Source organism: Comamonas sp. Tr-654 (genome assembly GCF_011752915.1).
Classification (GTDB): Bacteria; Pseudomonadota; Gammaproteobacteria; order Burkholderiales; family Burkholderiaceae_C; genus Comamonas.
Genome location: NZ_VWWQ01000002.1, coordinates 424,251 through 437,030 on the forward strand (window position 1 = coordinate 424,251; position 12,780 = coordinate 437,030).

Consider the following 12,780-nt stretch of genomic DNA (forward strand, 5'->3'; position numbering starts at 1 on the left):
CTAGCGAACCGTGTAGTTGAGCTGGAACATCACGCCGGCATTACCCAGCACATTGATCTGGGCTCCCCAGTTCCGATTGAAGTCATAGCCCACGGCCGGAATGGCCGTGATGCCCCAGCCATGCCGGTTGTTGAACGGGATCTTCTTGTTGTACGGAAACTTGTAGCCGTGAATGATGCCGCCCGTGACCTTGAAGAAAAGGCCTGGCACGCTGTCAAACGGCCTGAAGCGCCATCCGTAGTAAGCGTACTGGCTGGGCTGACCGAATGAATTCTTGAAATAAGCAAAGCCCGCGATATGGCGCTCGTCCAGTTCCTTTTCGGCCTGGATCAGCCAGACATAGGCATGCTTTTGTTCGTCAGGCTCGAAATCGTTTTCCTTTTTGGCATCGGAGAAATGCCAGTCCAGGGGGGCGTAGCCAAACATCCAGCCCGACAGCGCAGAGGGCTTGTTGGCGGCAGCGTCTGCCGCAGCAGTGGAGTCACTGGTTTGTGCACTGGCACTGGCGGCAGCCAGCCAGCAGGCCAGTCCCAGGGTTACAGAGGCAGGGGCGAGTCGCGTAGGTTTCATGGTGACGCTTGGCGGGCGATGAAGCCCTCAGCGTACCGATGTCAAGCCTGGCGCAATGTCAGTCAGCGTCCAAAAACTTGTAAGAACCATGACCTCCGGTGTGCTCGCGCCCCTCAAAGGCAGCCAGCCGCAGGGCTTGCATGCCTGGGGAGCAACGAGAGGCAGGCGGTTTACAGGGCGCCGCCCGAGCCGCGTGCGCCCGAGGAGGGGACTGCCACGCCGAGAATCGCCGCCGCCACGGCCTCGCCGACCTTGATGCCGTCCACACCGGCCGACAGAATGCCGCCCGCGTAACTGGCACCCTCACCGGCCGGGTACAGACCGCGCGTGTTGTCGCTCTGGAAGTCGGCGCCGCGGCCGATCTTGACCGGGGACGAGGTTCGGGTTTCCACACCGGTCAGCACGGCATCCTTCATGTCGTAGCCGCGAATCTTCTTGCCAAAGGCGGGCAGGGCTTCGCGCATGGCTTCGATCGCATAGGCGGGCAGGGCCTGGTGCAGATCGCCGAGGCTGATGCCGGGCTTGTAGGAGGGCTGAACTTCGCCAAATTCGGTGGATGGCTTGCCAGTCACAAAGTCGCCCACGAGCTGGCCGGGTGCACTGTAGTTCTGGCCGCCGAGCACATAGGCTTTGGACTCCAGCTGGCGCTGCAGCACAATGCCGGAGAGCGGGTGATGCTCGCCTTTTTGCAGCTTTTCGACGCCAAAGGTCTTGCCGTCGAAGGCCCAGGCAAAGCTCTCGGCGTCTTGCGGGTAGTCCTCGGGGCTGATGGCGCAGACCATGCCCGCATTGGCATTGCGCTCGGCGCGCGAATACTGGCTCATGCCGTTGGTGACGACGCGCCCGGGTTCGCTGGTCGCGGCCACCACGGTGCCGCCCGGGCACATGCAGAAGCTGTAGACGGCGCGGCCGTTTTTGGCATGGTGCACCAGCTTGTAGTCGGCAGCGCCCAGCAGCGGATGGCCGGCATCCTTGCCCCAGCGGGCGCGGTCGATCACGCTTTGCGGATGTTCGATGCGGAATCCCACGGAGAAGGGCTTGGCCTCCATGGCCACGCCGCGCTCGTAGAACATGGCAAAAGTGTCGCGCGAGCTGTGGCCCAGCGCCATCACGGCATGATGGGTGGGCAGTGCATAGCTTTGGCCCGTGGCCTGGTCGAGCACTTGCAGGCCGACCAACTGGCGTTGGCCGTCAACCTCTTCGATCTGCACATCAGTCACGCGCTGCTCGAAGCGGATTTCGCCGCCCAGGCGCACGATTTCCTCGCGAATGCCTTCGACCAGCTTGACCAGCTTGAAAGTGCCGATGTGGGGGTGAGCCGCGTAGAGAATTTCGGGCGGAGCACCATAGGTCACGAACTCGGTCAGTACCTTGCGGCCCAGATGGCGCGGGTCCTTGATCTGGCTGTAGAGCTTGCCGTCTGAGAAGGTGCCGGCGCCGCCTTCGCCATACTGCACATTGGACTCGGGCGTCAGCTCGCGTTTGCGCCACAGGCGCCAGGTGTCCTTGGTGCGCTCGCGCACGGTCTTGCCGCGCTCCAGCACGATGGGCCTGAAGCCCATCTGGGCCAGCACCAGCCCGGCAAACATGCCGCAGGGGCCAAAGCCTACGACCACGGGGCGCTCGTCCAGATCGGCCGGGGCATGGCCCACGGGCTGCCAGCTCATGTCTGGCGTCGGGTTGACATGGGGATGGTCGGCAAACTGCGTCAGCAGCGCGGCCTCACGGCCCTCGTCGGCCAGCGTGATATCGACGATGTAGACGGCCAGCAACTCGGCCTTGCGCGCATCGAAGCTGCGCTTGTGCACATGCAGCTTGGCAATGGCGGAGGATGGAATGCCCAGACGCTCGGCCGCGAGCCGGGTGAGCTGGTCCGTGGGCTGATATTCGGTGTGGTTCTCGGGGTGGTATTCAACCGCCGAGAGAGGGAGTTTGAGTTCTGCGATCCGGATCATGGCTTGTACCTATCAAGCAAGGGTCTGGATGGTAAGCCAAAGCCTTTGGGCCGGCTTGGCGCGGGCGGGGTGACCTTGGCGTTTGATCGGTGAAACCATCAAAAACCGTAGCGCATGGCGCTTTACAGAAAAGGCATGAAGAGCATTTTTGTATAGCATCGGTAAAGATGAGGTAGTCGCTGGCTGCGTTGGCGGCTGTGGCGCTAGCATGGCGCGATTCACAGACGAGTCCTTATCGCCCATGACCCAGCCGCACTCCTCATCCGAAACGCTTGTACCGGCCGCGTGCACAACCTCGCGCAGAAGCTGGCTGCGGCAATCCGCAGCCCTGCTGGGGGCACTGCCCTTCATGCCATTGCCCGGTCGTGCCGCGCCCGCCGCAATCGGTTCGGCAGCAGCGCCGGCCACGGCCAGCGCGGCGAAAGCCGCTGCTCCCTGGCTCGGCGGCGGTACCAAGGCCATCACCGCTGCCGTGCGCGGCATCAATCCATTTGCTGCCGCCGGGCTGGCGGGCGGTTGTCGTCTGACCTGCGAGGCCACCATCGGCCCTTGCCACACGCTGTCGCCCGAGCGCATGGATGTCAGCGATGGCTGGGATGGCCTGCCGCTGCATATGCAGATTCGCGTGGTCAACGAGCGCTGCGAGCCGGTGCCGGGCACGATTGTGGAGATCTGGCATACCAATCACACGGGCGGATACTCGGGCCAGATTCACCGCATGTGCAACAACGATGCCGCCGATGTGAACAAGCAGTTCTTTCGCGGCTATCAGCGCACCGACGGCAATGGCGTGGCGCGCTTCGACAGCTGCTACCCCGGCTGGTATCGCGGCCGTGCCGTGCATGTGCACTTTCGCATTCTGCAAGGCAGCTACGACCCGGCAGACAGCGCTGCATCGTGGCTGACCAGCCAGTTGTTGTTCAGCGATGCGCTCAACAGCGAGATCTTTGCGCAGGCGCTGCTCTACAAGGACAAGGGCCAGCCCGATACCCGCCTGGATGTGGACAACGTGGTCGGGCAGGAGCCGGACAAGATGCCTTATGTCTTCGATGTGCAGAACCTGGGCGGGGTTATGCTGGCATCGAAGACCGTGGTGGTGCGCAGCGACAGTGCCGACAAGCTCTGCCAGGTCAAGGGCTCCATGCCGCCAGGCGGCCCGGGTGGGCCAGGAGGTCCGGGGCGGCCCGGCGGCATGCGGCCGCCGCGCCCGGGCATGATGCCGCCACCTCCGCCCGGCACCTGAGCCAGGCTTCAGATCACCAGTCTGGAGTAGCCGATTCCGGCCGCTTTTTCCACGCGGATCTGCGCTGGAATACGCTCCTTGAGCGCTTCCACATGGCTGATGACGCCAATCATCTTGCCGCTAGCGTTGAGTGCGTCTAGCGTGGCCAGGGCGATCTCCAGCGTGTCGCCATCCAGCGTGCCGAAGCCTTCGTCCAGGAATAGCGAGTCAATCGAGGTCTTGCTGCTGACCAGATCCGACAGTGCCAGCGCCAGTGCCAGGCTGACGAGAAAGGCCTCGCCGCCCGAAAGCGTGCGCGTGTCGCGAGCCACATCGCCCTGCCAGCCGTCCACGATGTCCAGTTCCAGTTCGCCCGTGGGCTTGCGCCGCAGCAGATAGCGGCCGTGCAGGCGCTCCAGGTGCCGGTTGGCCAGATGCAGCAGATGGTCTAGCGTCAGCCCCTGGGCAAACTTGCGGAACTTGTCCCCTTTGGCGGAGCCGATCAGGCTGTCCAGGTGTTGCCAGAGATCGCTGTCCTGTTCCTGCTCGGCGATCCGGGCCAGCAGGGCTTGCTGGCCCGCGCGGCGCTGGTCGTCGTCCGCCAGGCGGGCGCGGTGCGCGCCCAGTTGTTCGGCCTGCTGGGAACGTTCTGCCTCCAGTTGCGTGATCTGATCGCTGATGCTCTCCGGCGTTTCGGCGCTGAGCGCCTGTGCCTGCAGCTCGGCCAGGCGCTGGCTGGCGTCGGCCTGCAAGGTGGCCGCGCGTTGTGCTGCGCTCTGAAGCTGGTTGCTCAAGGCCAGCAGGCCTTGCTGCTCGGCATCGGACAGCAGGGCTGCGCTGTACTGCGCTTCGTCGCAGAAGGGGCTGGCCTGCAGCGCCTGCTGCCATTCGGCCTGGGTCTGCTGCGTCGATTGCTGCAGTTGCTCGAGGGTGGCTTGTGCCTGGCTTGCCTGACCTTGCAGCGTGGCCAGTTGCTGCGCAGTCTGCTCGAGCAGGATTTTGCAGTCTTGCAGCGTGGCGGCGGGTGGCGCTGCACTGGCGCTGGCGTCGGGGGGCAGATCGGGCAGGGCCTGGCTGCGTTGCTGCCAGTGATCGGCATCCTCTGCGGCCTGCACGACCTGGCGCTGCAGCAGATCGATCTGCTGGGTCAGCTCTTGCATTGCCTGTTGCTGGCGCTGCCATTGTTGCCATTCCTGCTGGCGCGCAGTCAGCCAGTCTGTCGTGTCCGGGCCATCGGGCAATGCATGGCCTGCCTTCTGCAGGGCATGCTGCAAGCGGGTCTGCAGGTCGCTGGCCTGCTGCTCCAGGGCTTGCAGTGCCTGGGCGGTCTGCTCCTGCTGGCTCAGATTGCTCTGCAGAGACTGCCGGGTGCTGGCCTGTGCATGCTCGACCTGCTGCTGCTGTTGCAAGGCAGCCTGGCAGGCATCTTTGGCCTGTTGCAGCTGGCGTTCGGCGGCCTCGGCATCGGCCATGTTCTGCTGCAGCCGCGCAATCTGCTGCCCGGCTTCAGCGCAAGCGGTGCGCAGTGCCTCGGGCTTTTGCCATGCAGCCTCATCCAGCGGCACTGGGCTCTGCGCGCGTAAGTCAGCCCAGCGTGCCAGCCATTTCTCGATCTGCTGGGCAATGACCTGATGCTGCTCCTGCTGCTGGTGCCGCTGGCCCTGGGCAGTGGCCAGCGCGGTGTTCAACTGCTCGCCCTGGCGCTGCAGCAACTCGAGTTCGCTCTGCGCTTGCTGCAGTGCGGCGGCAGTGGCCGATACATCCAGCGCCGCGTACTCGGTGATGGCTGGGTGCTCGTGCGATCCGCACAGCGGGCAGGCATCGTCGGGCTGCAGCGCGGCGCGGTGGTCTTGCAGGCTTTGGATGAGGCGCTCCTGGTCAAGCAGGGCTTGCTTGTCGTTCACCTTGTCCTTGAGCGCCTTGTATTGCGCACGCAGGTCATCGCGTTGCGCAAGCTGCTCCTGGATGCGGGCTTCAACGGCGCTCAGCGCCTGCGCATTACGCTGCTGCTGTGCATCCAGGGGCTGTCGCAGCGCAGCGTGCTCCTGCAATTGCTGCCAGTGATGCAGCTGGCGCTGGGCGTTTTGCCAGTGGCTGCGCAGCTGAGGCAGGTTGCCATGCATGGCCAGCTGCTGCTGCAGGTCTTGTTCAGCGGTCTGTTGCTGTTGCAGCGCCAGGGCGACTTGCCGTGTCGACTGCGTGCCATGCTGTGTCTGCGCCTCGGCTTGCTGCTGAAGCTGCAGGGCGACTTGCTGCAACTGCATTGCCTGCGCTTTTGTCTGAACGGCTTGCAGCTGCAGTTGCTGAGCTTGCTGCAGCTGCTCGCGCCAGCCGCTGAGGTTTTCACCCAGCAGGGCGTGGCTGGCATGGGCCTGTTGCCATGCCGTCAAGTCGGCCTGCCGGGCCTGTGCAGACTCGAGCTGCAGCCGTGACTGCTGCAGCCGATCGCCAGCCAGTTGCCGGGCCTGTTGGTGTTGCTGCCATTGCGTGCCCTGGGCTTGCAGCCGCAGCGCATGCAGCTGGTGCAGCTGTGCAACTTGTGCGCTTTGCTGTTCTTGCGCCTGCTGCCAGCGCTGATGCACGGGCTGGATTGCCTGTGCAGGACCATGGGCCTGCAGGCGCAGCAAATCGTGGGCGGCATCAGTCAGCGCTTGCTGGGCGTTGGCTTGTGCATTGCGCGCCTGCTCCACGCCCTCCATGGCCTGCATGGTCTGTGCCTGCCAGCGTTGCACGGTTTGCAGCTGCTGGTGGCGTGTCTGCAGATCCGTCAAGCCGGTCTGCAGCAGCGCGACCTGGGACAGCAGCTGCTCGCGCGTGCCGGCATCCAGCAGCTGCATGCCCTGGGCCTGGGCCTGCTGCTTTTCCAGGGCCTGACGCGCGTCGCGCGCGCGTGCAAAGACGCTCTCCGAGATGCGTCCGTAGATATCGGTGCCGGTCAGCTCTTCCAGCAGCTCGGCACGCTCATTGGCCGTGGCCTGCAGGAAGGCGGCAAAGCCTCCCTGGGCCAGCAGCATGGACTTGGTGAAGCGTGCAAAGTCCAGCCCGGTGATCTCGGCGATGCGCCGAGTTTTGTCCTTGACGTGCGTGGTGAGTATGCTGCCGTCCGCCACCAGTGCCAGCTCCACCCTGGGCGCTTGCAGGGCTGCGTCGGGCTTGCCGCGCGCGCGGCGCTGGCTCCAGAAGGCGCGGTAGGCCACGCCTTTGACCTCGAACTCCACCTCGGCTTCGCATTCGCCGGTGTGGCGCGTCATGATGTCGTTGCTGCCGCTGATGCTGTCGAGCCGCGGCGTCTGGTGGTAGAGCGCCAGGCAGATGGCATCGAGCAGCGTGGACTTGCCCGCGCCCGTGGGGCCGGTGATGGCAAACAGACCGTTGTCGGCAAAGGGGGCGGCGGTGAAGTCGATGCTCCAGTCGCCCTTGAGCGAGTTCAGGTTCTTCAGCCGCAGTTTGAGAATTCTCATGCGACAGCTCCCGGCTGCTCATGGAGACCGTGCAGCACCTGTTGATAGCGCTCGGTCAGCGCCGATTGCAGTCGCGGCTCCAGGCTCTCTTGGGCCAGTCGGCGTGCAAACACATCAAGCGGGGTGAGTTCATCCAGCGACTCGCGGGCCTCGCCGGACAGCTGTGCCGCAGCCTGACCGCGCTGACGCTTGATGCGCAGAATCTCCACGGGCAGTGACTCGGCCATGGCTTGCACGCGCGCCATGAGGTCGGAGAGATAGTCGTCTTCCTGTACCGTCACCTCCAGCCAGACTGGCCGATCGGCTTGTGCCTGGGTCGAGGCAGATTCCAGCAAGGCCGGCATCTGGGCCAGGCTGCCGGTGATGGAGGCCATGGGCTGGAACACCGGCACGGGCAGGGGGGTGACGGTCTGCAGTCCGTCGGCATTCAGATCCACCAGCAGTACCTGCTTGGTCTGCCTGGCTTCGTCAAATCCCAGCGCGATAGGAGAGCCGCTGTAGCGAATGTGATCGAGTCCGCCGACAAGCTGCGGCTTGTGGATATGGCCAAGAGCGATGTAGCAGGCCGGCGGGAAAGCATTGGTCGGAAAGGCCTCCAGTGCGCCCACATAGATTTCACGTACCGATTCATTGCTGCTGGCACCCACCGTGGTCAGATGGCCGGTGGCAATGATGGGCAGCCGCTCGCCCTGGCTGGCCTGCATCGCCTGTTGCTGTTGCAGGGCGGCGGCGTACACGCGCTGGTAGGTGGACGCAATCGCGGTTTGCAGTGCCTGCTGCTTGTCCTGAGCGCTTTGCCCGGCCTGGCTTTGCTGCACATCACGAGGGCGGATAAAGGGCAGGGCGCAGACGATGCAGCCTGGTTTGCGGGCTGTGCCGCGCAGCGGCAGCGTGACCACATGCCGGGCCTCGTCGCCGGTCGAGCTGACCACCTGGGCGCCCAGGTAGCTCAGCAGCTCGCGGCTTTCATCGAGCACGCTGACCGAGTCATGATTGCCGGCCAGCAGCAGCAAGGCCGCACCTGCATCGTGCAGGCCCACGATGAGCTGGTTGTACAGCTCGCGTGCATAGCTGGGTGGGGCTCCGGTGTCGAAGATGTCGCCGGCGATCAGCACGGCATCCACGGCATGGGTCTGGACTTGGGTGAGCAACCAGTCGATCAGGGCCTGATGCTCGGCCTGACGGCTGCGGCCCATGAAGTGCTGGCCCAGATGCCAGTCGGAGGTATGGAGAAGACGCATGCCGCGATGGTATGCCAGCCAGCCCCCGTGTTACTCGCTGTCCAGCCGTTCTTGCGATAGCTCCTGCCCGAACAAGGCGTGGCCTTTGGCCCAGCCGCCACCCCAGATCAGATCCATGGCCTCGGCCAGGGCTTCCAGGCGTAGTTCGTCGAGGTCCGAACGCGCATGCTCTGTCTGAAACAGGCGGTAGAGCGCGGCCTGGGTCATGCCTTCATCCCTGAGTGCCTGGGCCAGCGTCGCCAAAGGCGGTGGCGGCTGGTCTGGCCGCAGAGCTGCCTGCAGGCGTCGCGCGGGCATCATCTCAGCGCCTGCCAGCGCGCTTGGCCGTCCAGTAGCTGAATTCCTCTTTGCCCACCTCATAGTCCAGCTCCTGCAGCCTGGCCTGCAGGTTCTCCTGCACATCGGCCACGGCACGGTTGTAGATGCTGGGGCCTATTTCCGCGAGAAAGAAATTCAGCAGGGCACCCGATTGCATATTGCCTATGGGCTCGTCCATGTTTTCGCGGAAATAGCGTTCTATGGAGGCAATGGCCTGCTGCTGTGCGTGTTTGGGGAGTTCTATGCTCATCGATCAAGCGTTCCTGTAAATTTCTGGCGCTTCAAGCGTCTGATGGACAAGGATTATTGTGGCGTATCGATGTCTCATCGGCTCCAGAGCGAGCGGTGTTGCAAGTCGATGCATTTCTGGCCGCCTTCGCTGCCGCAACCACCTGTTTCTGTGCGGCCTGGCATGCGGACTTTCATGGATGGGCCGCGGGCTCGGCGCTCTTGTTCAGGCAGGCCGCTACGTCGCCTCGCAGCTGGCGATGGGCCGGGGTGTACCTGATTCTGGCTGCCGGCTCTGGTGCATGCCAGCATGCAGATATTGCTGCATCGCGTGCACTTATCATGTGCATGTGCTCGTATTGATGCAGGTGGGTGGCATGAATACCATGGCCTCTTCATCATTGCCAAGGAAAAGCCATGGCTCTCGCCATTCGAATCTACAACGCAGGTGCGCCCGAAGTGATGCAGCTCGAAGCGCTGGATCTGCCATCGCCGGGGCCGGGCGAGGTTCTGCTCGAGCAGACCGCCATCGGCGTCAATCCTCTGGATGTCAGCCAGCGCAAGGGCCTGGTGCCGATTGCATTGCCTTCGGGGTTGGGCCTGGAGGGGGCGGGGGTCGTGGCTGCAGTGGGGGCCGGAGTCTCGGCCCTGAAAGTGGGCGATCGTGTCGGCTATGCCACAGGCCCTCTGGGCGCCTATGCCAGTGCGCGCCTGTTCCCTGCCGATCGCCTGATCAGGCTCCCGGACGCACTCGGGGATGACGCTGCCGCGTCGGTCCTGTTCAAGGGCATCACGGCCCAGTATCTGCTCAAGACCACGGGCCAGGTGAGGCAGGGCAGCCGCGTGCTGATCTATGGCGCTGCGGGGGCGCTGGGGCAGCTGATGTGCACCTGGGCAAAGCACCTGGGAGCCCAGGTACTGGGCGTCGTTTCCAAGCCGGCCAGCGTGGAGCGCGCCAAGGCGGCGGGCTGCGACCAGGTCTTTGTCTTCGAGGCGCAGTCGCTGCCATCCCAGGTGATGCAGGCCACGCAGGGGCACATGGCGGACGTGGTTTACGACCCCATCGGAAAAGACACCTTCTCCGCATCGCTGGACTGCCTGCGGCCCAGAGGGCTGATGGTGTCGTTTGGTGCCACCTCGGGCCTGCCGCCGGCCGTCGAGCCGGGAGTGCTCAATGCCAAAGGCTCGCTGTTTCTGACCCGCCCTTCACTGGCTGCACATACGGCAACGATAGAGGAATACCAGAGCCGCGCGCAGGACGTGCTGGATGCCATTGCCGCCGGCATACTCAGGCCCCAGGTCTGGAAAAGCTACGCGCTCAAGGATGCAGCCGCGGCGCACGCGGATCTGGAGCAAGGCCGCTCGCAAGGATCGATCATCCTCACTCCCTGAATCGCCACGGACACCATGGACATACTCGACAGCCAGCGCACGGACGAGCTCGCCACGCTGCTCGCACTGGCAGAGCAGGGTTCATTTGCCGCTGCGGGACGGTCTCTCGGGCGTCATCCTTCGGTGCTTTCCAAGCGCATGCAGGCTCTCGAGCGAAGACTGGGTGTGCGGCTGGTGGAGCGCACCACGCGTCAGCTGCATTTCACCAGCGAAGGCCTGCGGCTGGTGGAGAAGGTGCGTCAGGCCAGTGACCTGATTCGGGAGGCGGAGCAGGAAGCGGCGCAGGGTGCTCAGGAAACGCGAGGACGCCTGCGCCTGTCCATACCTGCTTCGATGGGGCGGCGCTGGATCAGTCCCATGTTGGCCGAGTTTTCCCTGGCCTATCCGGAGGTCGTGCTCGAAGTGGAGTACAGCGACCGCATCGTGGACATCGTGGGAGAGCGTTTTGATGCAGCCATACGCATCGGTCATCTGTCGGACAGCAGGCTGGTGGCCACGCGGCTGTGCGACCAGTACCGCCTTCTGTGTGCATCCTCGAGCTATCTTGAGCGCCATGAAGCGCCAGACAGGCCTGCAGATCTCGTCCGTCACAACTGCCTGGGCTACACCGGTCTGCTGGATTTTCCACAATGGACGCTGGTTCGGTCCGCAGGAAAGAGGGTGGCCAAGGTCGCTGAATCGGTGCGCGTCAGCGGTTCCATGCTCAGCAACGACAATGAAGCTCTGCTTCATGCGGCTCTCAAAGGTGTGGGCATCATCGCCGGCAGCGACTGGCACCTCGTGCCCTCCATCCATACCGGAGAGCTCGTCCGCATATTGCCTCAATGGACGTTGGGGGAAGCCGGCGGCATCCACCTGGTGCGCCCATCGGGGCAGTACAACACGGGCGCCATGAAGGCGTTCAAGCAATGGATGACCGATGCTTTTGCGGGAGTGCCCTGGCGGCCCGCAGACCGCTGAGGAAGCCTGCCTTTCCCGCTGCTCCAGGGCGATGAGGACGGACCGCACAAGGCCTGGGCGCGGTTGCGGCGCAAGGGCTAGGTGCCGCTCTTGCTTCCCAGCCAGGCCGCGCTATTGAGAAAGAAGCGTACCAGCTCGCTCTGGCGGCGGGCGCCGGTCTTGGAAAAGATGGAACGCAGGTGAGCTCTTGCGGTATTGAGGCGGATGCCCAGCGCTTTGGCAGCCTCCTCCAGTGTCAGGCCATGGGTCAGCTGGATCACCAGCGCGGTCTCCGCCGACGTGAGCTGAAACAGCTGCTGGGCCAGATGCGCGGACGGATCGGCCTTGCCATCGGTGTTGCGCATGAACACCGCGACGCAGGGACGACTCTTGGCCTCTGCTTTTTCATCCGAGGAAATGCTCTGTACGACAAGCCCCCAGTTGAGCTGACCCGAAGGACGCGCAATCGAGATGCCTTCGGTCATGACCGAGGTCGATGTCCGCGAGGACAGCAAGGCATCCTTGATCAGGCGCTGGAGCTTGCGGTTGTCGCTCGCATATTCAGCCTCCAGCATGCCGCCGGAGATCCGGATGCCGTCCTGAGCATCGAGAATACCTTTGGCCGCAGGATTGCTTTCCAGCAACTGGCCATTCTGGTCCAGGATGACGACACCGACCATCAGGCGCGCCGTGACGCTGCTGTACAGCGACATGACCTGGCGGTCATGGTGCAGCGCCAGATGCATGTTCAGCGCACGGCGGATATGCGGCATGATCATGCGCCCCAGATCCAGATCCCTCTGGCTGAAGGCGGGTTCCGACTCGGGACGCGTTATCCGCAGGCCGTAGACGCTGCCATCGGTGGTCACGATATCGGCAGCCATCACATGGAAAATATTGTGCACACGGCACCAGTCCTTGTAATAGACGCTGCTGCGCCATTCGCTTTCGGACATCAGGTCCGGAATGGTCTTGAATTGCTCCTTGGGCATGCCAAGAAACGGACTGTGCTCGCTGTAGACATCATGTGTGAGCAAGTCCTTGAGCCCACCCGACGCGGTGACCACCAGGCCGATATTGTCGCCCTCGGTCTGGCGGATGATCAGCACGGCAAAATTGCTGCGCATATGCGTGCGAATCACTTCCAGACAAGAAACCCAGGCTTCCGGCAGGGAAGCCGCGTCATAGAGGTGATTGATGAATTCGCTGAAACGCTCCGCGCTGATCAGCTCTTCGGTCGCCGGGCTCTGAATGGCGGATAGCGGACCATCCTTGATTGCAAAGCTTGTGGAAGCTTGCGCGTAATCGATGGGTTTCAGTTTGCCGTAGGTGGGGCTCATTGCGTTGACCTCTTGCTGGATCGCATTATCAACGTCTCATTGCCCGGCTTCGATTCACAAGACTTCATCCCTGGTGCATGCAGCTGGCTGCCCCCGGACTGCGGCTTATTCGGA

General features: G+C 63.7%; 10 protein-coding genes. 3 read left to right on the forward strand and 7 right to left on the reverse strand.

Translation table 11 applies throughout. The features are described 5' to 3' along the window. Both F3J24_RS07625 and F3J24_RS07630 read right to left on the reverse strand, forming a co-directional pair. A complete protein-coding gene (locus F3J24_RS07625; RefSeq protein WP_167004297.1) occupies positions 1-570 on the reverse strand; it encodes a hypothetical protein in 570 nt (189 codons plus the stop codon). Positions 571-740: 170 nt separating this feature from the next. After that, complete coding sequence (locus F3J24_RS07630; RefSeq protein ID WP_167004300.1) at positions 741-2,525, reverse strand: NAD(P)/FAD-dependent oxidoreductase; 1,785 nt, start codon at positions 2,523-2,525, stop codon at positions 741-743. Between the two features lie 208 nt (positions 2,526-2,733). On the opposite strand from F3J24_RS07630, the gene F3J24_RS07635 reads away from it, so the two are divergent. Then, positions 2,734-3,768 (forward strand): intradiol ring-cleavage dioxygenase, encoded by a 1,035-nt coding sequence (locus tag F3J24_RS07635; RefSeq protein ID WP_167004303.1) that lies wholly within the window; start codon positions 2,734-2,736, stop codon positions 3,766-3,768. 8 nt (positions 3,769-3,776) lie between these two features. Here F3J24_RS07635 and F3J24_RS07640 read toward each other — a convergent pair whose 3' ends face one another. Genes F3J24_RS07640 through F3J24_RS07655 form a run of 4 tightly spaced genes read right to left on the reverse strand, consistent with a single transcriptional unit; the run spans position 3,777 to position 9,017 of the window. Beyond that, positions 3,777-7,208 carry an AAA family ATPase gene (locus F3J24_RS07640; protein WP_167004306.1) on the reverse strand — a complete coding sequence of 1,144 codons (3,432 nt, stop codon included), beginning with the start codon at positions 7,206-7,208 and terminating at the stop codon, positions 3,777-3,779. Beyond that, positions 7,205-8,449: an exonuclease subunit SbcD gene (gene sbcD, locus F3J24_RS07645; protein WP_167004310.1), complete on the reverse strand. Its 1,245-nt coding sequence runs from the start codon at positions 8,447-8,449 to the stop codon at positions 7,205-7,207. Before sbcD ends, F3J24_RS07640 begins: the two co-directional genes overlap by 4 nt. A 30-nt stretch (positions 8,450-8,479) precedes the next feature. After that, positions 8,480-8,746 (reverse strand): hypothetical protein, encoded by a 267-nt coding sequence (locus F3J24_RS07650; RefSeq protein ID WP_240154280.1) that lies wholly within the window; start codon positions 8,744-8,746, stop codon positions 8,480-8,482. A 4-nt stretch (positions 8,747-8,750) separates the two neighbouring features. Further along, positions 8,751-9,017: a DUF2164 domain-containing protein gene (locus F3J24_RS07655; protein ID WP_043375203.1), complete on the reverse strand. Its 267-nt coding sequence runs from the start codon at positions 9,015-9,017 to the stop codon at positions 8,751-8,753. A 395-nt stretch (positions 9,018-9,412) separates the two neighbouring features. Between F3J24_RS07655 and F3J24_RS07660 the strand changes: the two genes are divergently transcribed. Continuing rightward, positions 9,413-10,387 (forward strand): quinone oxidoreductase, encoded by a 975-nt coding sequence (locus F3J24_RS07660; protein WP_167004316.1) that lies wholly within the window; start codon positions 9,413-9,415, stop codon positions 10,385-10,387. Positions 10,388-10,402: 15 nt separating this feature from the next. Then, positions 10,403-11,347: a LysR family transcriptional regulator gene (locus F3J24_RS07665; protein WP_167004320.1), complete on the forward strand. Its 945-nt coding sequence runs from the start codon at positions 10,403-10,405 to the stop codon at positions 11,345-11,347. Positions 11,348-11,424: 77 nt separating this feature from the next. Here the strand turns inward: F3J24_RS07665 and F3J24_RS07670 are convergent, their stop codons facing one another. After that, complete coding sequence (locus F3J24_RS07670) at positions 11,425-12,666, reverse strand: LuxR family transcriptional regulator (protein WP_167004323.1); 1,242 nt, start codon at positions 12,664-12,666, stop codon at positions 11,425-11,427. Between the last annotated feature and the right edge of the window lie 114 nt (positions 12,667-12,780).